Genomic DNA, 24,888 nt, shown 5'->3' on the forward strand with positions numbered 1-24,888 from the left:
CTGCTCTGCCGGACAGGGTGCGCGCAAGCGCGGGATTTGTCCAGCTACGGCGTGTCGATCCGGGCCAGAACGTCGCGCGCCAGCGCCATGCTGATCCGGCGCTTCCCGGCCAGCGCGGCGCGGTCCATTTCGGCCACCACGGCACGGGCGGTGGCGAAGTCGCGCGTCATGTGCCTGAGCAGGTGGTTGAGCGCGTCGGGCGTGGGGTTGATCTGCCGGTCGGCAAAGAGTTTCAGCAGCACCGCGCCCAGCAGCCTGTCGTCCGGCGGGCTGAGCGTGGCGGCCTGCGTGCCCTGCATCCGGCTTTGCAGGTCGGGCAGGGTCAGGCCCCAGTGCTGCGGCTGGGCCGCGGCTGTGACCAGCAGGCTGTGCCCCTCGGCCAGAACGAGGTTGTGCAGGTGGAACAGCGCCTCTTCCGAAGCGGGGTCGCCGGCGATGCGGTCGGCATCCTCGACGGCGACGGGGGTTTGCGCCAGCGCGGGGATATCGGCACCGGCCAGGTCGGCGGCGGCGACGATCCGGGCGCCGCTGTCAGCGGCCCAGACATGGGCCAGGTGGGTCTTGCCGGCCCCGGCCGGGCCGGTCAGCAGCAGCTTGCGCGCGGGCCAGGTCCGCCAGCCTTCGATCATCGCCACGGCCATGGCGTTGGCGGGCGAGACGAAAAAATCCTCGCGCCCCAGTGCGGTGCGCACCGGAAGATCGAAACCCAGCTGCTCGGCCATCACTTTTCCGACAGCCCGCGATAGAGGCGGCTGTCCTTGTATTGCGAGATGACGAATCGGGTCACCACCCCCAGCGCCGCCGCCACCGGGACGGCGACCAGCATTCCGACGAAACCGAACAGCGTGCCGAAGACCGCCAGCGCGAAGATCAGCCAGACCGGGTGCAGCCCGACCGAGTCGCCCACCAGCTTGGGCGTCAGGATATTGCCCTCGACCACCTGGCCCAGCACGAAGATGCCGGTGATCAGCCCCAGCGACAGCCAGTCGCCCCAGAACTGGAACAGGCCCAGCCCGATGGCCAGCGCCCCGCCCACCAGCGCGCCGACATAGGGGATGAAGGTGATCAGCCCCGCGACGAAGCCCACGACCAGCCCGAATTGCAGCCCCACCAGCATCAGCGCGATGGCGTAATAGGTGCCGAGGATCAGGCAGACCGTGCCCATGCCGCGGATGAAGCTGGCGATCACGTCGTCGATCTCGCCCGCAAGGCGGCGGATCACCGGGGCGTGGTCGCGCGGCAGCAGGTCGTCGACGCGGGCCAACATGTTGTCCCAGTCATAGAGCAGGTAGAAGGCCACCACCGGCACGATCACGAAGAGCATGATCACGTTGATGACCGACGCGGCCGAGCTGAGCACCGAGTTCAGCAGCTCGCCGCCGCGACTCTGGATGGTTTCGCCGACGCCGACCAGCGATTTGCGCAGGATGGAACCCTCGTCCACCAGTTCGGGGAAGCGGCTGGTCAGGAATTCCTGCAGGTCGCGGAAAAGCTGCGGCGCGGTGTCGAACAGGTTGACCGTCTGTTCAACCAGCGTCGGGATGACCAGGAGCGCCAGCAGGATGAAGACCAGCAGCGCGCCCAGCGTGATCAGCGCCGTGGCCAGCGCCCGGCTGGCGCCCATGCGCTCCAGCCGGTCGGCCACGGGGTCGAGGAAATAGGCCACCGCCCCACCCAGCACGAAGGGCAGGATCACGTCGCCCAGAAACCACAGCGCCAGCACGAAGACGGCCGCCGCGATGCCCCAGTATTTCAGCTGATCCCTGACCGGGAGTGCCATTTCCGCGTCTCCGCAAAACCGTTCCGTCCTATGTCACCCGGCGCGGGATGAGTTTCAAGGGGGAAGGGGGTGTGGGCTGCCGGGGCCCTTCTGCGGCATTCGAAGGATGCCCCCAACCCGGACCAGCCGCGCAAGCGGCCCGGGCATCGCACGGCCGCCCCCTTTGCACACCACCTGCCCGGCGGGGCGGCCCGCGCGCCGCCCCTTGTCTGGCCCCAATGGCTCGGCTAGGAACAACCGACCCTGAATGCACGAGGACATCCATGCGCCTGAGCCGCTATTTCCTGCCCGTTCTGAAAGAAACGCCCGCCGAGGCGCAGATCGTCAGCCACCGCTACATGCTGCGCGCCGGCATGATCAAGCAGGCCAGCGCCGGGATCTATTCCTGGCTGCCGCTGGGCTTCAGGGTGCTGCGCAAGATCGAGAATATCGTGCACGAGGAGCAGATCCGCGCGGGCCATATCCCGATGCTGATGCCGACGTTGCAATCGGCCGACCTGTGGCGCGAAAGCGGGCGCTACGACGATTACGGCGAGGAAATGCTGCGCATCACCGACCGGCACGACCGCGACATGCTGTATGGTCCGACGAACGAGGAACTGATCACCGATATCTTCCGCAGCCACGTGTCGTCCTACCGCGACCTGCCGCTGACGCTGTATCATATCCAGTGGAAATTCCGCGACGAGATCCGCCCGCGTTTCGGCGTGATGCGGGGGCGTGAGTTCCTGATGAAGGACGGCTACAATTTCGACCTGACGAAAGAGGATGCGCTGCACGCCTATAACCGTCACCTGGTCAGCTACCTGCGCACCTATGAGCGGATGGGGCTGCAGGCGATCCCGATGCGCGCCGACAGCGGCCCGATCGGCGGCGACGACACGCATGAATTCCTGGTGCTGGCCGACACGGGCGAATCCGAGGTGTTCTATGACAGCCAGATCACCGAGCTGAAATTCGGCGACCGCGAGATCGACTATGACGACCGCGCCCAGTGCCAGGCGGTGCTGGAGGAGTTCACCAGCCGCTATGCCCGCACCGACGAAACGCATGACGAAGCGGTGTTCAACCAGATCCCCGAGGATCGCCGCCGCGTCGCGCGCGGCATCGAGGTCGGGCAGATCTTCTATTTCGGGACCAAGTATTCCGAGCCGATGGGCGCCACCGTGCAGGGGCCGGACGGCAAGGCGGTTCCGGTGCATATGGGCAGCCACGGCATCGGCGTGTCGCGCCTTGTGGGTGCGATCATCGAGGCCAGCCATGACGAGCGCGGCATCATCTGGCCCGAGGGCGTGACGCCCTTCCATGTCGGCCTGGTGAACCTGAAAACCGGCGATGCCGAGGCCGATGCCGCCTGCGAGGCCATCTATGCCGCGCTGGTGGGCAAGGGGCTGGAGCCGCTTTACGACGACACCGACGAGCGCGCGGGCGGCAAGTTCGCCACGATGGACCTGATCGGGCTGCCCTGGCGCATCACCGTGGGGCCGCGCGGGCTGAAGAACGGGGTGGTCGAGCTGACCAGCCGCCGCACCGGCGAGTCCGAGGAAATGAGCCCCGAGGCGGCGGTGGAACGCGTGGCGCAGATCTATGCGCCGCATATGGTGCGCGGGATCTGAGGGGACGGGGGCGATAGCACCCCGCCCGGAACAGCCGCGCAGCGGCCCGGGCATCGCACGGCCGCCCCCCGGCCGGGCGATTGGCTGCCGCAAGTGCCAAGGTTTGAGGTAGGAAGTGTCTGCACGATAAACTGCCATGCCACGAGCGTCGGATCGCCCGACCGCGGCCGTGCGATGCCCTCTGTCGCGGGCCCCACTCGACCCCCGTTCACGCGCCCGGCGGCCTGCGATGGACAGCCGCGCCGCATCTGCCCTAGACTGCCCGCAAAACAAACGGCCAGAGGCAGGCAGATGATCCGGGCATTGATCCTGGCGGGCGGCGTCGCCGGAGCGGCGGGGCTGTCGCAGTTCCCTGAATATTCCCAGCAATATAACCAGCGCCTTGCCGGCGCGGTGGACGAACTGGCGCGCGTGGTCGCGGATTTCGACGCCTCGGCCACGGCCGCCGGGCTGAGCCGCGAGGCGGCGCTGGCGCAGATGACCGGCACGCCCTTCCTCGAGCAGCGCCGCGCCGACATGGCGCGCACCTTCGGCCGCCACGCGCGGCTATCCGCCGACCTTGCGGTGCTGCGGGGCGCGGGGCCGTTCACGCGCGCCTGGCACGCCACGCGGCTGACCGATCCGCAGATCGCGGCGCGCGCCTGGGGCGATTTCCGGCCGGCGCTGCCGCTCGACCTGGCGGGGCTGGTCTTTGCCGGGCTCGGGCTGGTGCTGGGATCGGGCCTGGCCGCCGGGGGTATCGGGCTGCTGCGCTGGCCGTTCCGGCGGCGTGCCCGGTCCGCCGCAGGATTGTAGCGAATCGGGTAAGGTATTGTTTCGCAAGCCGCTCTTGCGCGCGGGGGCGGGTTTCTGAGAAATTATGGCGAAAGAAAGGCGCGGTGGTGGGGCAGTCTGCCTGCGTCTGGGCCTGGCCGGCAAATCCCTTGTGCCGGCCCCTGAAAGGACTGGTGCGCAGATGTTATTTGCCCATTGCGACGAACCCGAAGCGGCGCTTTCCGATGCGCTCCATGTTTCGGAAAACCTGAACGGGCGGGTCGTGATTCCCAATTGCGATACCGGGTTCGGCACGGTGGTCGTGATGCATCACGCCACCTGCCGCCGGATGCCGGACGTGTCCTATGCGCATACCGATGACGGCGACCTGCGCCTCTGCCTGCCCGAGGGCGAGGTGGTGCTGCTGGGCCTGCGCGACCCGTCGCAGGTGTGCATGGTGCTGCGCGGGCACTGACGGCACGGTCAAATCGACGTCACTCCGCCTGCGGCGGGGCGGCACGGCTTGACCCTGCCCTGCGAAATTCGCACTGTCGCGCAACACATCACAAGGGATACACCCCCGTGCCGCAGCCGCGCCTTTCGCAGACCGCGCCGTTTTCCGCCTTTGAATGGATGATCGCCTGGCGCTACCTGCGCGCAAGGCGGGCCGAGGGCGGTGTCAGCGTGATGACATGGATCAGCCTGATCGGCATCACGCTTGCCGTATTCGCGCTGATCGCCACGCTGGCCGTGCGCTCGGGCTTTCGGGCGGAATTCGTCGATACGATCCTGGGCGCGAATGCCCATGTCACCGTCTACAGCCTGGGCGCCGTGGACCAGCAGACCGGGGCGATCGACCGCACATTGCCGGATTACGCCGAGATGGCGGGGCGCGTGGCCGGGGTGCCCGGCGTCACGCGGGTGGCGCCGCTGATCAAGGGGCAGGTGATGGCCAATGCCCGCGACCGCAACGCCGGCGTCGAGGTGTTCGGCATTGCGCCCGACGATCTGCGGGCGATCCCGCGTATCGGGCAGGGCGATGCGCATGAGGGCGACATCGCGGATTTCGCGGGTGGCATTGCCATCGGCTCGGGCGTGGCGCGGGAACTGGGGGTGGGCATCGGCGACCGGGTCCGCATCATCAGCCCCAACGGCGTGAAGACCCCCTTCGGCACCAAGCCGCGGGTCAATGCCTATCCGGTGACCTATATCTTTACCGCCGGGCGCTGGGATATCGACCGCACCCGCGTCTACATGCCGTTCGACGAGGCGCAGCTGTTCTTCAACCGAGAGGGCGTCGCCGACGAGCTGGAGGTGATGGTGGAAAACCCCGACCAGGTCGACCGGCTGGCGCTGCCGCTGCTGGCCGCCGCGGGGGAGCGTGCGCAGCTCTGGACGTGGCGCGATGCCTCGGGCGGATTCCTGAGCGCGCTGGAGATCGAGGACCGGGTGATGTTCGTGATCCTGTCGATCCTGGTGCTGATCGCCACGATGAACATCGTTTCGGGGCTGATCATGCTGGTCAAGAACAAGGGCCGCGATATCGGCATCCTGCGCACGATGGGGCTGACCGAGGGATCGGTGCTGCGGGTGTTCTTCATCTGCGGGGCCTTTACCGGGATCATCGGCACGGCGATGGGGGTGGTGCTGGGGTGCCTCTTCGCGATCTATATCGACCCGATATTCGCCTTCGTGAACGGGCTGTCGGGGGGCAATGCCTGGGACCCGGCGATTCGCGGCATCTATTACCTGCCCGCGAAACTGGAACTGGCCGATGTGCTGAGCGCGGTGGCGCTGTCGCTGGGGCTGTCCTTTGTCGTCACGATCTTTCCGGCCCGGCGCGCGGCGCGGATGAACCCGGTGGAGGCGCTGCGTTATGAGTGATCCGGTGCTGGCGCTGGCGGGCGTCACCAAGACCTATAACAAGGGCAAACCCGGCGCCGTCGAGGTGCTGCGCGGGGTCGACCTGGCGGTGGCGCGCGGCGAGGTGGTGGCGCTGGTGGCGCCCTCGGGGGCGGGGAAATCGACGCTTTTGCACATCGCCGGGCTGCTGGACACGCCCGATGCCGGTTCGGTCAGGATCGGCGGGGACGAAATGGTGGGCCTGTCGGACCGCCGCCGCACCATCGTGCGCCGCAACGACGTGGGGTTCGTCTATCAGTTCCACCACCTGCTGCCCGAGTTCACGGCGCAGGAAAACATCGTGCTGCCGCAACTGGCCTGCGGCGTGCCGAAGCCCGAGGCGCAGATCCGCGCGCTGGACCTGATGGCGCGCGTGGGGGTGGCCGAACGCGCCGGTCACCGCCCCGCCGAGATGTCGGGGGGCGAACAGCAGCGCGTGGCGTTCTGCCGGGCGCTGGCGAACGAGCCACGGCTGTTGCTGGCGGACGAGCCGACCGGCAACCTGGACCCCGAAACCTCGGATACCGTGTTCGCCGCGCTGATGGACCTCGTGCGGTCCACCGGCATGTCGGCGCTGATCGCCACGCATAACATGGCGCTGGCCGCCCGGATGGACCGGGTGCTGCGGCTGGACAAGGGCGTGCTGGCCGGGGCGTGATGCGTCAGACCTTTTGCGTCAGGAACACGCCCGCCGCCATCAGCGCGATACCACCGAGCCGCAGGGCGCTGACGGGCGTGATGCGGGCCCCGAACAGGCCGAAATGGTCGATCAGCGCGGCGCTGATCAACTGCCCCAGCAGCACGAAGAACACCGCGTTGCCGATGCCGAAATGCGGCGCGATGAAGGTGATCGACAGGATGTAGAAGGCCACCAGCAGCCCCGCCAGCATCAGGTGGCGCGGGGCGCTGGCCAGCGCCAGGATCGGGCGCGGCCCGTGCAGCATCAGCACCACGAGACTGCCCGCCAGCGCCACGCAGAACAGCACCACGGCCGCCGCGACGGGCGATCCCAGCCGCACGCCAAGTTGCGCGTTGAGTGCTGCGAGAACCGGGATGCCGATCCCGGCGGCGAGCATGGTAAGGGCATAGAAATGAGTGGGTTGCATGGCTAAGCTCACTTATGGCTTGAAGAAGGTGGCGGTGGCCTGGGCGATCAGCTTGTCGTCGGGTTCGGCCAGCAGGTCGGCCCGTGCAAAGATCAGTGCCTTGCCGGCGCGCACCACCTGCGCCTCGCAGCGCACGCGGGTTCCGGTGCCGGGGCGCAGGAACTGGGTGTCGAGATTCGTCGTGGCCACCGGCACCAGCTCGTTCAGGTGGGCGAAGCAGGCAAAGACCATGCTGGTATCGGCCAGCGTCGCCAGCGCCTGGCCGCTGACGATACCGCCGAGGCGCGCGATATCGTCGGTGATCGGGATCGACAGCGTGGCGTGGCCGCCCCGCTCCATCGCGTCGATGCGGATATCCAGCGCGCGCACCCAGGGCGCGAAGCCGGATGTCAGGATGGTTTCGGCCTCGGTTACGGTAATGGTCATGGTGCTTGTCCCTCGTTCGCGGTTTGGCGCAGAATGACGCGGCGGGCGGGGCTTGTCACCCATGATCCAGATCAAGGCGGCGACGGGGGCGGGCTGCGACAATCCGCACCCGTGCAGGACGAAGGAGGCGGAGCGGATGCGCCGCGCGATACCCCCGATATGCGCCGCGCTGGCGCTGGCCGGTTGCATGGCCGAACCGCCGGGCCGGGCACCCGGCGCAGAAAGTTTCGCCGGCCTGTGCAGCAGTTGCCACGGCGCGGGCGGGCGCGGCGACGGGCCGGTGGCTGGCGACCTGCCGGTGCCGCCGGCGGACCTGACCACGCTGGCCGCGCGCAATAGCGGTGTGTTCCCGCGCGATGCGGTGATCGCGCAGGTCTATGGGTATCCCGGGCGCTATCACGCCGGGATCATGCCGGAATTCGGCCCGCTTTTCGGCGGCGCGACCGTGACGCTGACCGCTGCCGACGGTGCGCAGGTCGAAACGCCGCGCGCGCTTGTGCAACTGGTGGACTACGTGCAGAGCCTGCAACGGCCCCGAACAGGAGACCCGGGATGAAATACCTTGCCACTCTCGCCCTTGTGCTGGGGCCGCTTGCGGCGCAGGCGCAGGATGCCGCCGAAGGGGCGGTCATCTACATGCAGCGTTGCGCCACCTGCCATGGCGCCGGGGGGCAGGGCGACGGGCCGATGGCCCCGGTGCTGCTGGTGCAGCCCAAGGACCTGACGCTGCTATCTGCCGGAAACGACGGCGAATTTCCCCTGCTGCGGGTCATACAGCGCATCGACGGGCGCGACCCGCTGGTCAGCCACGGCAGCGACATGCCGGTTTATGGCGAGCTGTTCGAGGGCGACGATACCGCGCTGAAACTGCCCTCGGGGCAGCCGGTGCTGACCAGCCGCACCATTGCGGATCTGGTGATCTTCCTGCAGGCTGTCCAGAAATAGAGCAGGCAGAAGGAAACGACAGGATGCGGATGATCGCAGCAATGGTTCTGGGCGGCGCGGCGCTGGCGGCCTGCGCGGTGACCGACATGCCCGAACCCGACGAGGGCCGCGCGCTTTTCACTGAAAACTGCGCGATGTGCCACGGCCCGGCCGGACGCGGCGACGGTGAGCTTGCCGCCGGGCTGGACCCGGCGCCGCCCGACCTGACGACGATTGCCGCGCGCAACGAGGGCGCGTTCCCGCGCGCGCATGTGCTGTCGGTGATCGACGGCTATACCAGGATGGACCCGGCCGAGGACATGCCGGAATTCGGTCTGCTGCTGCGCGGGCCGACGGTGCCGGTGGACGTGGGCGACGGGCAGTTCACCCCGGTGCCGCGGCCGCTGGCGGCGCTGATGGTCTATCTGGAATCGATCCAGCGTTAACGGCAGATCCCGCGGGTCTGCGCGCCGGGCCAGGGCAGGATCACCTGCGGCCGGCCGATTGCCGCGTCCAGGTTGCCCACGGGCATTTCCGCGCCGATCATCGCGCGCAGCCGGCCGGTGCGCGGGGCCTGCGGGTCGAGCAGGCGGCAGCAGACATATTCCTCGACGATGGCGCCCTGCTGCTCGTAGCCGTGATCGAGAAAGCGCGTCCGCGTGTCCAGCTCGAAAAGATAGGGATCGGGATTGCCCGCATGTTCGCCCATGCCCTTGAGCGGGTGATATCCGGTGCGCCCGCGATTTTGCCATTGCCAGACATGCACCATCTCATGCGCCATCAGCATGGCGTTCAGCAGGTCGATCCGCTCGGGGAAATCCGCCATGAAATCATCGCGGTAAAGGTCGCGGCGATAGAAGGCCCGGTTGAAGGCCACCGCCGCGCCGGGCGAGACGGTGACGGTCTCGCCGCCCGGCGGGGGAAAGATACGCTCCATGCAGGTCAGGCGCGGGCGCACCGGGCGCCGATAGGTGAAGGCCCCGGCGATCAGGCCGTTGTGAAACCGCACGCGCGCGGGGTCGACCTGGCCGCCATGGATGGCGCGGGCAAAGGCGATCTCGTTTTCCGTCATCGGCCGCCCGCAGGCGGCGAGGAAAAGGAGGGCGGAGAGGATCAGGGCGCGCATGGGGGAAGAGTTGACCGGCGCTGCGGCAAGATCAAGTGTGCAGGTGGGGGGTCGACCTGCCGCAATCAGGCTGGCTCGTCCCTGATCTCGAACAGATCCGGGCCGATGATTTGCTTCGCCAGGGCGCGCTTGCGCGAGAATTCGGGAAAGTCGTCCTTGACGTCCTGCAACGTTTCGCAAAGCCAGAGCAGCGTCCCGCCGCCGAGGTCGTCGACGGACAGGCCCTGCCCCTGCAACGAGGAAACGGTATCGGGCGACAGGAAGCCGGGCGGGAAATAGTTTATCGCGCCGAGATTGTATCGCTTCTGATCCCAGAGAGCGCCGAAACTGCCCAGTTTGAATGTTCTCCAAGCATCTTTTTGGAGCATTTCAGGAGTGCGGGTGCCATTACGCACCTCTTCTATCGTCAGGGTATAGCTGGTATCGACCGCTAATTCCTCGGGTCCGAACATATGCAGGTATGCCTGGTCGGGCGTATATAGCAGGCACCATTCCCGAAAGAGCGACAAGAAATCGATATCCGGCCTGAAGTTCGATGACAGGTGCACCCAGGAGGGAAGTGTCGACCCCTTTTGATTAACCCATGTCTGGCCGAAAGTCCCTTCGGCCTGCAAGGGTTTCCAGCGCCGCCAGAAGAGGTCAGACAGCGCTTCGGTTGGCACCCCCTCGCCCTGTCCGGCCCCCGGGCCAGAGGCCCAGAGCGGCCTGAGGTCTTGCACCATCGCGCAGGGCAGTTTCTTGCGCAGATCGGTGTCATCCAGACCTACCCGGTCCGGGCGCAACCGGGGATCGCCCGCGTAGAGTATGCCAAGCGCCTTTTCACCAAATTCCCAGCTATGGGTCGGTATCGCCGAGGTCAGTACCAGGCAGACTTTCGATTTGCGCATTTGTCGTCACCATTGAATAAACCGGACTGCGGGGCGCCCGGCGCAACCTTTTACATATCAGCGGGTTTCCAGGCCCCCGTCAAACATCCAGCTCCTCGACGAACCTTGCGTTCTCCTGGATGTACTGGAACCGCAGTTCCGGCTTTTTCCCCATCAGCCGTTCCACCAGGTCGCCGGTTTCGCCGGGTTCGTCCTCGTCTATGGTGACGCGGATCAGCTTGCGGGTTTTCGGGTCCATCGTGGTTTCCTTCAGGTCCTTGGCGTCCATCTCGCCCAGGCCCTTGAACCGCTGCACGTCGATCTTGCCCTTGCCGCCCAGCCCCCTGGCCAGCCATTCCTCTTTCGCGGCGTCGTCCGAGACATACATCCGCCGCGCCCCCTGCGTCAGCCGGTAGAGCGGCGGGCAGGCGAGGTAGAGGTGCCCGGTGTCGATCATCGGGCGCATCTGGGTAAAGAAGAACGTCATCAGCAGCGAGGCGATATGCGCGCCGTCCACGTCGGCGTCGGTCATGATGATGATCTTGTCGTAACGCAGGTCGTCGACATTGAATTTCGTGCCCAGCCCGACCCCCAGCGCCTGCGTGAGGTCGCTGATCTCGGCATTGGTGCCCAGTTTCGAGCTGGCCGCGCCCAGCACGTTCAGGATCTTGCCGCGCAGGGGCAGCAGCGCCTGCATCTTGCGGTCGCGCGCCATCTTGGCCGAGCCGCCCGCGCTGTCGCCCTCGACGATGAACAGCTCGGTTCCCTCGCGGGAGGTGGCGGAGCAATCGACCAGCTTGCCGGGCAGGCGCAGCTTCTTGGTGGCCGATTTGCGCTGGGTTTCCTTTTCCTGCCTGCGCCGCAGCCGTTCCTCGGCCCGCAGCACGAGGAAATCGAGGATCGCGCCAGCCGATTTGGTATCGGCCGCCAGCCAGTTGTCGAAATGGTCGCGCACCGAGTTCTCGACCATGCGCTGCGCCTCGACCGTGGCCAGCCGGTCCTTGGTCTGGCCGACGAATTCGGGGTCGCGGATAAAGCACGAGACCAGCGCGCCGGCGCCGGTCGTCAGGTCCTCGCGCGTGACCTGCTGGGCCTTCTTGTTGCCCACCAGTTCGCCATAGGCCTTGATGCCTTTCAGGATCGCCGCCCAGAACCCGGCCTCGTGCGTGCCGCCCTCGGGCGTGGGGACGGTGTTGCAGTAGGACTGGATGAACCCGTCGCGCGCGGGCGTCCAGTTGATCGCCCATTCGACCTTGCCCGGCGCGTTGAATTTCCCGAACGAGACCGAGCCGGCAAAGGGCGCGTCGGCATAGGTGCTGGCGCCGCCCATCGCCTCGGACAGGTAGTCGGCCAGCCCGCCGGGGAAATGGAATTTCGCCTCGCGCGGGGTTTCGCCGTCGTCGATCGCCGATTTCCAGCGGATTTCGACGCCCGAGAACAGGTAGGCCTTGGAGCGCGCCATCTTGAACAGCCGCGCGGGTTTCAGTTTCAGCGCGCCGAATATCTCGGGGTCGGGGTGGAAGGTCACGGCGGTGCCGCGCCGGTTGGGGGCGGCGCCGATCCGTTCCAGCCGGCCCTGCGGGATGCCGCGCGAGAACTCCATCGCGTAGAGCTCCTTGTTGCGCGCCACCTCGACCCGCAGGTGATCGGACAGCGCGTTGACCACCGAAGAGCCGACGCCGTGCAGGCCGCCCGAGGTTTCGTAATTGTCGCCCGAGAACTTGCCGCCGGCGTTCAGCGTGCAGAAGATGATTTCCAGCGCCGATTTCGACGGGTCCTTGGGATGCGGGTCGATCGGGATGCCGCGGCCGTTGTCGCGCACCGAGACATGGCCGTTCTCGTGCAGCTCGACCTCGATCCAGGTGGCGTGGCCGGCCACCGCCTCGTCCATCGAGTTGTCGATGATCTCGGCCACCATGTGATGCAGGGCGCGGTCGTCCTTGCCGCCGATATACATGCCGGGGCGCAGGCGGACATGTTCCATATCCTCGAGCACCTGGATCGAGGCGGCATCGTAATCGGAGGAACCTGCAGGGGTAAGGAGGTCGTCGGCCATGTGGTGCGCTGCTCTCTTTTGATTGGTTGGCGCGTATTATGGCAGAGGCCGCCGCGCGGGGAAAGTGGGGGACCGCGGGTTCAGGCGCGTTCGATCCAGTCGCGGATCAGGCTGGCGACACGGGCCGGTTGCTGGTGGTGCAGCCAGTGGTCGGCATTCGCCACGGTGATGCGGGTCAGGTCGGCGCAATACGCCTCCAGCCCCTCGGTCGCCTCGGGCAGCAGGGCGGTGTCGTTCTTGCCCCAGATCAGCAGGTGCGGCATCGGCACGCGCAGCCTGTCACGGGGCAGGGCGGGCAGGCCGGTGGCGGGCCGGTCCGGTTCGGGCACCACCAGCGGCGAGGCGCGATACCAGTTGAGCATCCCGGTCATCCGGCCCGGGCGGGCCCATTCGGCCTTGTAGGCGGCCAGCCGGTCGCCGGACAGCCACGCCATGTCCATCTGCGCGGCGAACAGCGATTGCAGCCGGGCGAAGCCGTTGGCGGCAAGGATGTCCTCGGCCCCCTCGGCGCGCAGCCAGGGGATGTATTGCGAGGCCGCGGTTTGCGCGCCGCCCTTGGCCAGCGCATCCTGGAACGGTGCGGGATGCACGCCGTTCATGACGATCAGGCGCGATACGAGATGCGGGTGCGCCATCGCCAGCCCATAGGCCACCGCAGCGCCCCAGTCGTGCCCGAGCACGATCACCGGAGCGCCGATCCGGTCGATCAGCGTGGCCATGTCGCCCACCAGCTTGCCGGTGGCATAGTCGCGCACCTCCTGCGGGGCCCAGCTCTGGCCGAAGCCGCGCTGGTCGGGCGCGATGAGGCGAACCCCCTTCAGGTGTTCCGCCAGGTCGGCCCAGGCCCCGCCGTATTCGGGAAACCCGTGCAGGGCGAGGATCGCGGGCGCATCCGGCGGCCCCCATTCCCGCAGGTGAAAGCCGTGGCCGTTCAGGTCGATCCGGCGTTCCTGCATGACATTCCCCCTGTTCGTGCCGGTTTCCCGGCGTTTGCGCCTTTCCCCATCCTGACCGGGACTCGGCATGGCGCGCAAGCCCGGCAGGCCGGTGCCTTTCGTGGCTTTTGACAGGGATCAAGGCGCGGTGGCGCGCGCGGGTTTAAAATTACACAAGTTAAAAAGGAGACTTGTATGACCGTAGCCCAGCCCCAGCCCAAGCCGCAGCCCGAAAAGGCCAGTTCCAAGGCCGCGCCCGCCACGCCCGAGCCTGCCGTGGCAGAAGAGACCGGGGTGAAGGCCGCCGAAACGGTCGGGCACAAGCCGCCACGCCGCCGCTGGCCCTCGCCCGAGGAGGTGCGCCGCGCCTTCGAAAGCGGGGAATACCCCTATACCGAAAAGATGTCGCGCCGCGCCTACGAGGCGCAGAAGGCCAGGGTGCAGGCGGAATTGCTGAAGGTGCAGCTCTGGACGCAGGAGACGGGGCAGAAATTCGTGCTGCTGTTCGAAGGCCGCGACGCGGCGGGCAAGGGCGGCACGATCAAGCGGTTCACCGAACACCTGAACCCGCGCACCGCGCGTGTCGTCGCGCTGAACAAGCCCACCGAGGAAGAGCGCGGCCAGTGGTATTTCCAGCGATATATCGACCATCTGCCGACGGCGGGCGAGATGGTTCTGTATGACCGGAGCTGGTACAACCGCGCGGGCGTCGAGCGCGTGATGGGGTTCTGCGAGCCTAACGACTATCTCGAATTCATGCGCCAGACGCCCGAGTTGGAGCGGATGCTGGTGCGCTCGGGCATCCAGCTTTACAAATACTGGTTCTCGGTCACGCAGGACGAGCAGCGCGCCCGCTTCAAAAGCCGCGAGACCGATCCGCTGAAACAGTGGAAACTCAGCCCGATCGACAAGGCGAGCCTGGACAAGTGGGACGACTATACCGAGGCGAAGGAGGCGATGTTCTTTTACACCGACACCGCCGATGCGCCCTGGACCATCGTCAAGTCGAACGACAAGAAACGCGCGCGGCTGAACTGCATGCTGCATTTCCTGTCGACCATCGACTATCCGGGCAAGGATCTGAAAGTGGCCCATGCGCCCGACCCGCTGATCGTGGGGCAGGCGGGGCATGTGATCCACCGCGCCGATCACATCCTGGGCGCCGCGCTGCATCCCGATCAGCGCAAGGCGCGCTGAGCCTTGGGGCGGGCGGCAATCCGCCGCCCGCGCCGCGCCTGTCCTTTTGTCGCTTTGCGGCGGGGCGGGAATGCGGCTAATTCCAGTGCATGACCGGCTTTTTCCAGACCGCCGCGATGCTGGCCGCCGTGGCCGTGCCGACCATCGGCGCGGCGCATCCGCATGTCTTCGTCGATACCGCGCTGCATGTTATGACCGACGATGCCGGCCATATCACCGGGGTCGAGGTGCATTGGAGCTATGACGAGCTTTACAGCCTGCTGGTGCTTGAGGACATGGAGCTTGACGGGGATTACGACGGCAAGCTGACCGAGGCCGAGTTGCAGGCGCTTGACGGGTTCGACCTGCAATGGATCGAGGGGTTCGAGGGCGATCTTTATGTCCGCAACGGCGCGGCGCCGGCAACGCTGGGCGCACCGCAGGGGCGCGGCACCAGTTTCGAGAACGGCAAGATCACCTCGCGCCATTTCCGCGCCATCGAGGGCGGCGGGGCCGAGCTGATCCTGCGGGCCTATGACCCGACATTCTATACCGCCTACGACCTGACCGGCGGGGTGCACGCGCCCGGCACGTGCGAGGTGCGGATCGACCGGCCCGACATGGACGCGGCCTATGCCGCGGTGGACGAGGCGCTGAAGGACATGCCGCCCGATCCCGACGATTACCCCGAGGTGGGCGATCTTTTCGCCGATACGGTGCGGGTGACATGCGAATAGCGGGTCTTGTCCTGCTGGCGGGGATCGCGGCGTTGGCGATCTGGCTGTGGCCGATGGGCGGCATGGACGACCTGTCGCGCTGGGCGGCCGAGGGGCAGCGCGACGTGCAGAACGCGATGGCGGGGCTGCTGCGGCGCCTGCGCGGGGGCGATCCGGCGGCGCTGGGCGGGTTGCTGGGGCTCTGTTTCGCCTACGGGTTCTTCCACGCGGCGGGGCCGGGGCATGGCAAGCTGCTGATCGGCGGCTATGGCGTGGGGCGGCGGGTGCCGCTGATGCGGCTTTCGGTGCTGGCGGTGGCGTCGAGCCTGGGGCAGGCGGCCAGCGCCATCGCCATGGTCTATGCCGGGGTGCTGGTGCTGGACCTGACGCGCGCCCAGATGGTCGACACCGCCGAGAGGGTGCTGGCGCCCGCCAGCTATGGCATGGTGGCGCTGGTGGGGCTGTGGCTGCTGTTTCGCGGTGCTCGACGGATCTGGCGTGAACGGGCGGTGCCCCATGCGCATCACGACCATGCGCATGACCACGATCACGGCCATGGCTGTGGCTGCGGCCACAGCCACGGGCCCACGCCCGAGCAGGCGGCCGGGGTGCATTCGCTGCGCGATGCGCTGGTGCTGGTGGGCGCGGTGGCGGTGCGGCCCTGCACCGGGGCACTGTTCGTGCTGATCCTGACATGGCAGATGGATATCCGCATGGCGGGCATCCTCGGGGCCCTTGCGATGGGGCTGGGCACCGCCAGCGTGACGGTGGCGGTGGCGATCCTGTCGGTGATCCTGCGCGAGGGCACGCTGATGCAGCTTGGCGGCGGGGCGCGCAGCCTGCGCGCGCTGTCGCTGATCGAAATCGCCGCCGGCGCGGTGGTGGCGGTGGTGGCCATCCAGCTGGCGCTTGCGGCGATCTGACAGCGGCTTGCCAATCCTTGCGGCTTCGTCCGATAGTCGGGGCGACGCATTGAAGGAGTCCCCCGCCGTGACCTCAGCCCTGTCGCGCACGCAGCGCATTTCCAAGACCGTGATCGAAACCGAAGGCGGCGTCGTCGCCGCGCAGAACGCGCTGGCCGCGCGGGCGGGGGCCGAGGTGCTGGCCGCCGGCGGCGATGCGGTGGATGCCGCCGTGGCCACCTCTTTCGTGCTGGGGGTGGTCGAGCCGTGGATGAGCGGCCCGGCGGGCGGCGGCGCGATGATGCTGTGGCGGGCCGAGGGCGAAGAGGCCATCGCGCTCAATCACGGGATGCGCGCGCCCGCCGCGCTGGACCCGGCCGATTACCCGCTGTCGGGCGAGGGCGTGTCGGGCGACCTGTTTCCGTGGGAACGGGTGGTGGACGACCGCAACGTGCAGGGCGCCACGGCGGTGGCCGTGCCGGGGGTGGTGGACGGGCTGGGCAAGGCCCATGCGCGCTGGGGCCGGGTGCCCTGGGCCGAACTGCTGGCGCCCGCCATCGCGCAGGCGAAGCAGGGGATGCAGGTCGACTGGTTCGCGGCGCTGTGCATCGCCTCGGCCACGCGGGAGCTGGCGCAGGACGCCGACGCCGCCGCGCTGTTTTTGCAGGACGGGCAATGGCCCACCATCGGCGCCTGGACGGCGCTGAGCGAAACCCGGCTGGACCAGTCGCGCATGGCCGACAGCCTGGAGCAGATTGCGCGCGACGGGGCGCGGGCGCTTTACGATGGCGATCTCGGCGCGGCGATGGCCGCCGACATGCAGGCCAAGGGCGGCAGCCTGTCCCATGACGACCTGCGCGCCTATGCGGCCGGGTTTCATCCGGCGCTGAGCTTTGCCTATCGTGACGCAACGATCCACGCGGTGCCGGGGCTGACGGCGGGGCCGACCCTGCAACATGCGCTGGGCGTGGCGGCGCAGACCCCGCTGGGCGATGCGCCGGACGGGGCCGCGTTCGGGGCCTATGCGCGCGGGCTGGCCGCGGCCTATGCCGACCGGCTGGGCAAAATGGGCGACGATGGCGAAAGCCCGCTTGCGCCGGGATCGACCACGCATTTCTCGGTCGTGGACCGGCAGGGCAACATGGTGGCGCAGACGCAGACGCTGCTGTCGATCTTCGGGGCGCGGGTGGTGTCGCCCTCGACCGGGTTCCTGATGAATAACGGGATCATGTGGTTCGACCCGGTGCCGGGGCGGCCCAATTCGCTGGGTCCGGGCAAACGCTGCCTGATGAATGTCTGCCCCGCGATCGGGGCGGCGGCGGATGGCACGCGCTTTGCCATCGGTGCCAGCGGCGGGCGCAAGATCGTGTCGGCGGTGGCGCAGCTTGCCGGGTTCGTCGCCGATTTCGGCATGGATATCGGCGCGGCGTTCCATCATCCGCGCATCGACGTGTCGGGCGGTGCGGTGGTGGTGGCCGACGAAACCCTGCCGGCGGATGTGATCGCCGCGCTCGGGGCCGAACACGAGGTGCGGACCGCGCGGCGCTCGGTCTTTCCCTATGCCTTTGCCTGCCCGGCGGGGGTGATGCGGCGCGATGGGCGCAATTCGGGCTGCACCGAGATCATGTCGCCCTGGGGCGATGCCGTGTCCGAGGACGAGGTGCGCGCATGACCCGCGCCGCCGCCATCGACGCCGCCGCCGTCTATTTCGACGACGGGCGGTTCCGGTCGGACCTTGCCGCGCTGGTGGCCTTTCCCACCGAAAGCCAGAACCCCGATGCCGCGCCCGAACTGCGCCGCTACCTGGATCAGACGATGCTGCCGCGCCTGACCGCGCTGGGATTTGCCTGCGAGATATTCGACAACCCGGTGCCGGGCGGTGCGCCGCTGCTGCTGGGTGAGCGGATCGAGGAGGCGGCGCTGCCCACGATCCTGACCTACGGGCATGGCGACACGGTGCGCGGGCAGGAGGGGATGTGGCGCGACGGGCTGCACCCCTTTACCCTGACCGAAGAGGGCGAGCGTCTGTACGGGCGGGGGGCGGCGGACAACAAGGGCCAGCACCTGATCAACATCGCCGCGCTGGAACAGGTGCTGGCGGTGCGCGGCAGGCTGGGATTCAACGTCAGGATCGTGCTGGAAATGGCCGAGGAAACCGGGTCGACCGGGCTGGGTGAGTTTTTCCGGCAGCACAGGGATCGGCTGGCGGCGGATGTGCTGATCGCCTCGGACGGGCCGCGATTGCAGCCGGACACGCCGACCATGTTCATGGGGTCGCGCGGCGGCGTCAATTTCGACCTTGTGGTGGACCTGCGCGAGGGCGCGCATCATTCGGGCAACTGGGGCGGGTTACTGGCCGATCCGGCGATGATCCTGGCGCAGGCGCTGTCGGTCATCACCGACAGGCGCGGGCAACTCCTGATCCCCGAATGGCGGCCCGACAGCCTGACCCCAATGGTGCGCGCGGCGCTGGACGGCTTGCCGATCGAGGGCGGGGCGGACGGCCCGCAGATCGACCCCGACTGGGGCGAGGAAAGCCTGACGCCGGGCGAACGCGCCTATGGCTGGAACAGTTTCGCGATACTCGCGATGAAAAGCGGCGTGCCCGAGGCGCCGGTCAACGCGATCTCGGCCCATGCGCGGGCGACCTGCCAGTTGCGTTTCGTCGTGGGCACAGATGCGCAGGCGATCCTGCCCGCGCTGCGTAGGCACCTGGATGCGCACGGGTTCCAGCGTGTGCGGATCGACGCCGAAGGCCAGACCCATTTCGCCGCCACGCGGCTGGACCCGGATCACCCCTGGGTGCGGTTCGTGCGCGACTCGCTGGTGCAGACCGCCGGCAAGCCGCCGCATGTGCTGCCCAATCTTGCCGGGTCGCTGCCCAACGATACTTTTGCCGATATCCTTGGCCTGCCAACGGTCTGGGTGCCGCATTCCTATCGCGGCTGTTCGCAGCACGCGCCGGACGAGCATGTGCTGAAACCGGTCTGCCGCGACGCGCTGCGGCTGATGGCAGGGCTGTTCTGGGATATCGGCACCGGGCAGGGCGTGCCGGACTGAGCCCCGGCCCGCGACCTTCGATTGTTGCGGGGGCGTGGATAATTCGCCGAAAGAGGGTAAATTACCCTAAAATGCCATATTCTTGCCCCAGTTGAAATCCATACCTTAACGAAAGGACGGAAATGTCCGCCGCTCCCGACACCGGGACAGGATTGAGTTGAGGCAAGAAAATATGAAGATTCTGATAGTTGACGACGACTCCCTGTTTCTTGAGCTTGCCGCGAACATGCTCAAGTCGCTGGGATATCGTCAGCTTCATTCCGCGCTCAGCGCCGAGGATGCGCTGGTGCAGATCGACAAGGCCTCGCCGGCGTTCGATTGCTTCCTGCTCGATATCCAGATGCCGGGCATGGACGGGATCGAGCTGTGCCGCCGCATCCGGTCCTGCGAGGCGTATCGGCACACGCCCATCGTGATGCTGACCGCGATGACGGAAAAGCACTATATCGACGGGGCGTTCCAGGCCGGGGCAAGCGATTACATCACCAAGCCGGTCGAGCGGATCGAGGTCAAGGCGCGGATGCGCAATGTCGAGGCGCTGCTGTCCGAACGCAACCATACCGGGCTGGTGTCGCAGCAGCTGCGCAATGCCGAGATCAGTTTCGGCAGGGCGGTGCGCTTCGAAGACCCGGTGCTGCTGAACGATGCGTCCTGGGTCCTGCCGTTCTCCAGCCTGGAAAACTACTTGCTGCGGCTGGGAAACATGCGGCTGTTCAACACCACGGCCTATGGTTTCCACATCGAGAACGCGGCAGATATCCATGCGCAGGCCTCGGGGCTGGAATTCATCGACATGCTGACCGACGTGTCGCGGGCGATCCGCGATGCGCTGGGATCGTTCCCAAGCTTCCTGTCCTATGCGGGATACGGCGATTTCTGCGCCGTCGTGCCCAAGCTGGCGCGGTTCGACCGGTCGTTCCTGCAGCTTCAGATCAACGACGCGCTCGAACTGGCCGCCGACATGAGCGAGGAACAAAGCTGGCCGGTGCCCAAGGTCAGGATGGGCGCGGGGCAGGGCAGCAAGCTGCTGTCGTTCCGCGACCCGACCGAGATGTTGCACGGGGCGATCACCAAGGCGCGCCGCGGCGGCGAGCGTGAATTCGAAGGGTTCACGCGCTGGCACATGAAGGTTGCCGATGAACACCGCTGAGGCCCCCGATCCCGCGCGGGCGCTGGATCTTGCGATCGACGGGTTGCGGGCCAAGTTCCTGCGCGACCTCGACGAACGGATATTCACCTTCGAAGAGGCCATGGCGCGGCTGCGCGCGGGTCGTGACGGCGCCGAGGCGATGCGGCATATCCACAGGCTGGCGCACAGGCAGGCGGGCATTGCCCCCTCGCTGGGGTTTCCCCGCATCGGCGAGCTGTCCCGCGAGGTCGAAACCGGCATCGCCGCGGCGCTGGCCGCGCCGGAGGATGCGCACAAGCAGCGCGTATGGCGCGCGTCGCTGGAATTGCTTGTCGACGAGATGGAGCGCCACCTGCCCGAGATCGACGATGCCCCTGACGCATCCGAATAAGCCCAAGCGCCCGCAGGGGTTGTAAGTGTCGCATACCGCCGCGATGTCGACTACAAATCAACCGGGCAGAAACGAAACGGGCATCTCCATGCAGACGTTTATCTTGAAGCGATGGTGCGCCATCGCGGTAGGTGTCGTCATATCGGTTGCCGGTCTTGTTCTTGCGGTGCAGCTCGAAAAGCGCGTGGTCGCCGTCCATCGCAACTTCGAGGCCGGGATCGCGCGGGAACAGGCTTTTTATGTTGCGAGTGAAATTCAGCGGACACTTGCCTTTCACAAGATGCTTGCGGATTCCATCGCAAGCGCGGTCATAATCGACCCCTCGCTGGGCCAGGACAAGTTCGAGGCCCTGGTCGCCCCGTTCTTTCGGACCAGCCCGGGTATCCTGAATATCGGCCTGGCCAAGGGCAGCACGGTGCGCTTCGTCTATCCGTTCGAGGACAACAAGAACGTCATCGGGCTGGATTACCTCAGAACCCCGTCGCAGGTCGGCTCGTTCATGCGCGTGCGCGACACGCGGCAGCCCGATTTCGCCGGGCCTGTCTATCTCATGCAGGGCGGGCGCGGCTATATCCAGCGCGTCCCGGTCTACCTGCCCTCGGACAGCGGCGAGGACCGGTTCTGGGGCATCGTGTCGGTCGTTACCGGCGAGGAGGAACTGATCCGCCTGACGATGCAAAGCGTTCACGAGGATAATGGCGCCATCGTCACCGCCCTGCCACGGGGCAGCGGCCCGGCGCGGTTCCTGTGGGGGGATGCGGGGGTGCTGGACAAGGAGCCGGTTTCGCAGACCGTCAATGTCAACGGCGCGCAATGGCGGGTTTCCATCGCGCCGACCGGCGGCTGGGAGGGCAGCACCACCGCGTCGCGGATGACGTTCCTGCTGACCCTGGCCGCCACGGCGCTTTTGCTGGTCTTCATCTTCTGGGCGCGGCACCTGTTTCTGGCCAAGAAACGGTCGTGGGAGCAGCTGGCCGAGGCGATCGAGGTCATCGACGACGGGTTTGCCCTGTACGATCCCGACGACCGGCTGGTTACCTTCAACTCGCGCTTCAGCTCCTACTACAATACCTCGTCGGACCTGATCCGCGTCGGAAGCCGCTTCGAGGATATCGTTCGGGGCAGCGTGGCGAACGGCCAGTACCGGGAGGCCGAGGGCCGCGAGGAGGAATGGATCGCCGAACGCCTTGCGCGTCACAGGACCCCGCAGGGGTCGTTCGAGCAGCTTCTGGATGACGGGCGCTGGCTGAAGGTGTCCGAGGCGAAGATGCCCGACGGCAGCACCGTGGGGTTCCGCGTGGATATCACCGAGTTGAAGAAGGCGCTGGAAGCGGCCGAAAAGGCCAACAGCGTCAAGAGCGAGTTCCTGAACACGGTCAGCCACGAGATCCGCACCCCGCTGTCGGCGATCATCGGGTTTTCGACGATGATCCAGAACGTCAAGGTCATGCCGGAATACGGCGCGCTGGTCGCCGCCCTGAAGGACAAGAGGATGGGCGTCGACAAGCGCCTTGCCGCGCTGAAGGATGTCGAGGTTCTGATCCAGCGGCTGTCGCGCCGGATCGACGCCAACGGCAAGCAGTTGCTGAACGTGATCAACGACATCCTGTACTGGAACCGCTCGGAGCGGCTGGAGGAGACCGGCGATTTCCAGCCCGTCGCCGTCGACGAGATCGCGCGCGCCGTGGCCGGGCAGCTGTCGGGCGTGGCCGACGAAAAGGGCATCGACCTGGTGGTCGACTGCGCAGGCGCAGAGGTGGCGGGCGACGCGGTGCGGCTGAAGCAGATGATTCTCAACCTCGTGGGGAACGCGCTGAAATTCACCGAACAGGGGGTCGTGCGCCTGTCCGTGAGGCAGCGGGAGGATACGGTCGAAATCGAGGTGAGCGATACCGGATGCGGCATCCCGCCCGAGAGTTTCGGAAAGATATTCGACTCGTTCACGCAGCTCGACAGCGGGCTGACGCGGCGCTTTGGCGGGTTGGGGCTGGGCCTGACCATTTCGCGCGATATCGCCGAAAAACACGGCGGAAACATCACCGTAACCAGCGAGCCGGGCGTCGGCAGTACCTTCCTTGTCACGCTGCCCGCGGGCACGCATGATGCAGCCGGGGATTGAGCCATGTCGGGACCGGATCGTTGTGCCGTAGACAAGTGCCGGACATTGATCATATTGTTTACACGATCGGGCCCTTTCTTGGGCCCATTCGTGCGTCATCTTCCAGTTCCAGTGAAATGCATCGGAAGAACCGGCAGGTCGGAAGAGCAGGTAGGATATGTTGGACAAGTGTGTGGTCTCTAGGTCGCTGGCGATACTCATCGGATTTCTGGCGCTTGCGCTGACATCCTTTGCGGTCGCAACCTATTTCCTGGCGCCGGGCGTTGCGGAAAACCCGGCATTGCAGGCCTTTCTTGCCCGACAGCTTAGTACCAGCATCGCCATCGCCGTGGTGGTCAGCGCCGTGGCCTACCTGCTGTGGACCGCGCAGTTCAGGCGGCTGCAGGGACGCCAGCAAAAGATACTGAACCTCCAGCATGACGTGATGGCAAAGCAGATGGAGGCGCTGTCGTCGCAGGCCGCCACATGTATCCTGGACCCCTCGGGCCGGGTCGAGGCGGCAAGCGACGGTTTCGTCGACATGCTGGGCACCTCGGCCGGGGCGCTGCTTGGCCAGCCGCTGGTCGAGGCGGTGCCCTGCCTGCAGGACAGCCGGCTGCACCGGATGCTGAGCGAGGCGCGCGAACACGGCCGTTTCGTCAGCGGCGAGGTGTCGGGATATCCCACGGACCGCCCGGGGCGGATGGTCGTGCATGTCACGGTGATCCCGCAATTCGACCGCGAGGGCGCGTTCAGCCAGATCCTTCTGGTGCTGGCGGACAAGACGCAGGAGAAGATGTCCGAGACCGACCGCTTCCTCGGGCTGATGCTCGAAGAGCTGCAGGAGGAAATCTATGTCTACGAGGCCGGAACGCTTGCCATCCGCTACATGAACCAGTCCGCGCGCCAGCGCCTTGGCTGGTCGCCGGCCGAGGCGCGCGCGCGCAAGATTTCGGACACGGTGCCGAATTTCGACATGAGGGCGCTGGAAAAGCACATCGGGCCGCTGGTCGAGCAGCGGCAGAACGCCGTGACCATCGAGGTCAGCAATGCCGGTGACTCGGTCGAGATCGTCACCCGCAAGATGACCGGCACCGACGGGGTGGACCTGTTCGTGTCCAGCCTGCGCGACCTGTCCCACCGGCACGAGATCGAGGCGGCCAAGCTGCAGACCGTGTCGATGGTCAGCCACGAGCTGCGCTCGCCGCTGGCGTCGATCAAGGGGTCGCTGTCGCTGCTGAAATCGGGCTCGCTGGGCGAGATACCGGCGCCGGTGGAAAAGGTGCTCGATATCGCCGACCGCAACAGCGACCGGCTGCTGGTGATCGTGAACGACATCCTGGATTTCGAGAAGATCCGCTCGGGCACCGTGGATTTCTCGACCGCCGATACCGGGCTGCACGACCTCCTGCACGAGGCGGTGGACGTGAACCAGCCCTATGCCGACCGCCATGGCGTCACGCTGCGGGTTGCGCCCGTTCCCGCCGACGCCCGGGTCGAGGTGAGCCAGGACCGCATCATGCAGGTGCTGACCAACCTTCTGTCGAACGCGATCAAGTTTTCCGATCCCGGCGATACCGTGCTGGTCTGCGCCGAAGGGGAAGGCGGCAATTGGCGGATTTCGGTCACCGATACCGGGCCGGGGATGCCCGAACAGGCGATCGCCGATATCGGCAAGCCGTTCCACCAGCAGGTTCCGGTGGACGGCCGCAAGCGCGAGGGCACCGGGCTGGGCCTGACCATCGTCAAGCAGATCCTCGGCCATCACGGCACCAAGCTGGCGGTGGAAAGCACCGTCGGAACGGGCTCGACCTTTTCCTTCGCGCTGCCGGCCGCGATGCCCTCTGCCGACGGGGCCGCGTATGACGGCCTGGACGGCACGGGCGATACACCACCGCCCACAGCAATCTATTCATAACCAGGCAG

General features: G+C 66.9%; 25 protein-coding genes. 17 read left to right on the forward strand and 8 right to left on the reverse strand.

The window, feature by feature from the left end:
- Positions 1–44 precede the first annotated feature (44 nt).
- Together F3H87_RS03070 and F3H87_RS03075 are read right to left on the reverse strand one after the other, a co-directional pair.
- On the reverse strand, positions 45–722 hold the full coding sequence (locus tag F3H87_RS03070; protein ID WP_149786503.1) for a P-loop NTPase family protein: 678 nt from the start codon (positions 720–722) through the stop codon (positions 45–47).
- Positions 722–1,780: an AI-2E family transporter gene (locus F3H87_RS03075; protein ID WP_149786502.1), complete on the reverse strand. Its 1,059-nt coding sequence runs from the start codon at positions 1,778–1,780 to the stop codon at positions 722–724. Before F3H87_RS03075 ends, F3H87_RS03070 begins: the two co-directional genes overlap by 1 nt.
- A 263-nt stretch (positions 1,781–2,043) precedes the next feature.
- Here F3H87_RS03075 and proS point away from each other — a divergent pair, with 263 nt between their 5' ends.
- From proS to F3H87_RS03100, 5 genes are all read left to right on the forward strand, one after another.
- Positions 2,044–3,396: a proline--tRNA ligase gene (gene proS, locus F3H87_RS03080; RefSeq protein ID WP_149786501.1), complete on the forward strand. Its 1,353-nt coding sequence runs from the start codon at positions 2,044–2,046 to the stop codon at positions 3,394–3,396.
- A 291-nt stretch (positions 3,397–3,687) separates the two neighbouring features.
- Positions 3,688–4,191, forward strand: a complete 504-nt coding sequence (locus F3H87_RS03085) for a DUF2937 family protein (RefSeq protein WP_149786500.1) — start codon at positions 3,688–3,690, stop codon at positions 4,189–4,191.
- A gap of 160 nt (positions 4,192–4,351) precedes the next feature.
- Positions 4,352–4,624 carry a hypothetical protein gene (locus F3H87_RS03090; RefSeq protein WP_149786499.1) on the forward strand — a complete coding sequence of 91 codons (273 nt, stop codon included), beginning with the start codon at positions 4,352–4,354 and terminating at the stop codon, positions 4,622–4,624.
- Positions 4,625–4,782: 158 nt separating this feature from the next.
- Positions 4,783–6,033, forward strand: coding sequence for a lipoprotein-releasing ABC transporter permease subunit (locus F3H87_RS03095; protein WP_149787112.1), 1,251 nt, complete (start codon positions 4,783–4,785; stop codon positions 6,031–6,033).
- A complete protein-coding gene (locus F3H87_RS03100; RefSeq protein WP_149786498.1) occupies positions 6,026–6,709 on the forward strand; it encodes an ABC transporter ATP-binding protein in 684 nt (227 codons plus the stop codon). The genes F3H87_RS03095 and F3H87_RS03100 overlap by 8 nt, the downstream gene beginning before the upstream one ends.
- 4 nt (positions 6,710–6,713) lie before the next feature.
- On the opposite strand, the gene F3H87_RS03105 is transcribed toward F3H87_RS03100, so the two are convergent.
- Positions 6,714–7,157, reverse strand: coding sequence for a DMT family transporter (locus F3H87_RS03105; protein ID WP_149786497.1), 444 nt, complete (start codon positions 7,155–7,157; stop codon positions 6,714–6,716).
- Between the two features lie 12 nt (positions 7,158–7,169).
- A complete protein-coding gene (locus F3H87_RS03110) occupies positions 7,170–7,583 on the reverse strand; it encodes a PaaI family thioesterase (protein ID WP_149786496.1) in 414 nt (137 codons plus the stop codon).
- A gap of 61 nt (positions 7,584–7,644) precedes the next feature.
- Between F3H87_RS03110 and F3H87_RS03115 the strand changes: the two genes are divergently transcribed.
- From F3H87_RS03115 to F3H87_RS03125, 3 genes are read left to right on the forward strand one after another with little or no spacing between them, the layout of a single operon-like run.
- Positions 7,645–8,139, forward strand: a complete 495-nt coding sequence (locus F3H87_RS03115; RefSeq protein WP_149786495.1) for a c-type cytochrome — start codon at positions 7,645–7,647, stop codon at positions 8,137–8,139.
- Positions 8,136–8,528 (forward strand): c-type cytochrome, encoded by a 393-nt coding sequence (locus F3H87_RS03120; RefSeq protein WP_149786494.1) that lies wholly within the window; start codon positions 8,136–8,138, stop codon positions 8,526–8,528. The genes F3H87_RS03115 and F3H87_RS03120 overlap by 4 nt, the downstream gene beginning before the upstream one ends.
- Positions 8,529–8,551: 23 nt before the next feature.
- Positions 8,552–8,953: a c-type cytochrome gene (locus F3H87_RS03125; protein WP_149786493.1), complete on the forward strand. Its 402-nt coding sequence runs from the start codon at positions 8,552–8,554 to the stop codon at positions 8,951–8,953.
- On the opposite strand, the gene F3H87_RS03130 is transcribed toward F3H87_RS03125, so the two are convergent.
- The 4 genes from F3H87_RS03130 to F3H87_RS03145 all read right to left on the reverse strand — a co-directional run bounded on the left by F3H87_RS03130 (position 8,950) and on the right by F3H87_RS03145 (position 13,511).
- Positions 8,950–9,579: a hypothetical protein gene (locus F3H87_RS03130; protein WP_317511020.1), complete on the reverse strand. Its 630-nt coding sequence runs from the start codon at positions 9,577–9,579 to the stop codon at positions 8,950–8,952. The two genes, F3H87_RS03125 and F3H87_RS03130, sit on opposite strands and share 4 nt — an antisense overlap.
- A gap of 119 nt (positions 9,580–9,698) precedes the next feature.
- Positions 9,699–10,520, reverse strand: a complete 822-nt coding sequence (locus F3H87_RS03135; RefSeq protein WP_149786491.1) for a hypothetical protein — start codon at positions 10,518–10,520, stop codon at positions 9,699–9,701.
- Between the two features lie 79 nt (positions 10,521–10,599).
- The gene (parE, locus tag F3H87_RS03140; protein ID WP_149786490.1) at positions 10,600–12,555 is read right to left on the reverse strand and encodes a DNA topoisomerase IV subunit B; all 1,956 of its coding nucleotides are present in this window, start codon (positions 12,553–12,555) and stop codon (positions 10,600–10,602) included.
- An 80-nt stretch (positions 12,556–12,635) separates the two neighbouring features.
- Positions 12,636–13,511 carry an alpha/beta fold hydrolase gene (locus F3H87_RS03145; protein WP_149786489.1) on the reverse strand — a complete coding sequence of 292 codons (876 nt, stop codon included), beginning with the start codon at positions 13,509–13,511 and terminating at the stop codon, positions 12,636–12,638.
- 174 nt (positions 13,512–13,685) lie between these two features.
- On the opposite strand from F3H87_RS03145, the gene ppk2 reads away from it, so the two are divergent.
- From ppk2 to F3H87_RS03190, 9 genes are all read left to right on the forward strand, one after another.
- Positions 13,686–14,687, forward strand: a complete 1,002-nt coding sequence (gene ppk2 / locus F3H87_RS03150) for a polyphosphate kinase 2 (RefSeq protein ID WP_149786488.1) — start codon at positions 13,686–13,688, stop codon at positions 14,685–14,687.
- 89 nt (positions 14,688–14,776) lie between these two features.
- Positions 14,777–15,403, forward strand: a complete 627-nt coding sequence (locus tag F3H87_RS03155; protein ID WP_223227947.1) for a DUF1007 family protein — start codon at positions 14,777–14,779, stop codon at positions 15,401–15,403.
- Entirely contained in the window at positions 15,394–16,305 is a 912-nt protein-coding gene (locus F3H87_RS03160; RefSeq protein ID WP_149786487.1) for a nickel/cobalt transporter, read from the forward strand. The genes F3H87_RS03155 and F3H87_RS03160 overlap by 10 nt, the downstream gene beginning before the upstream one ends.
- A gap of 67 nt (positions 16,306–16,372) precedes the next feature.
- Entirely contained in the window at positions 16,373–17,956 is a 1,584-nt protein-coding gene (locus F3H87_RS03165; protein WP_149786486.1) for a gamma-glutamyltransferase, read from the forward strand.
- Entirely contained in the window at positions 17,953–19,344 is a 1,392-nt protein-coding gene (locus F3H87_RS03170; RefSeq protein WP_149786485.1) for a M20 family metallopeptidase, read from the forward strand. Before F3H87_RS03165 ends, F3H87_RS03170 begins: the two co-directional genes overlap by 4 nt.
- 172 nt (positions 19,345–19,516) lie before the next feature.
- A complete protein-coding gene (locus tag F3H87_RS03175; RefSeq protein WP_149786484.1) occupies positions 19,517–20,494 on the forward strand; it encodes a response regulator in 978 nt (325 codons plus the stop codon).
- Positions 20,481–20,864, forward strand: a complete 384-nt coding sequence (locus F3H87_RS03180) for an Hpt domain-containing protein (RefSeq protein ID WP_149786483.1) — start codon at positions 20,481–20,483, stop codon at positions 20,862–20,864. The genes F3H87_RS03175 and F3H87_RS03180 overlap by 14 nt, the downstream gene beginning before the upstream one ends.
- An 88-nt stretch (positions 20,865–20,952) precedes the next feature.
- Entirely contained in the window at positions 20,953–22,983 is a 2,031-nt protein-coding gene (locus F3H87_RS03185) for an ATP-binding protein (protein ID WP_188129128.1), read from the forward strand.
- A 157-nt stretch (positions 22,984–23,140) separates the two neighbouring features.
- Positions 23,141–24,880 carry an ATP-binding protein gene (locus tag F3H87_RS03190; RefSeq protein WP_149786481.1) on the forward strand — a complete coding sequence of 580 codons (1,740 nt, stop codon included), beginning with the start codon at positions 23,141–23,143 and terminating at the stop codon, positions 24,878–24,880.
- The last annotated feature ends 8 nt before the right edge of the window (positions 24,881–24,888 follow it).

The sequence above is a fragment of the Lutimaribacter pacificus genome, assembly GCF_900142185.1.
Taxonomy (GTDB): domain Bacteria; phylum Pseudomonadota; class Alphaproteobacteria; order Rhodobacterales; family Rhodobacteraceae; genus Lutimaribacter; species Lutimaribacter pacificus.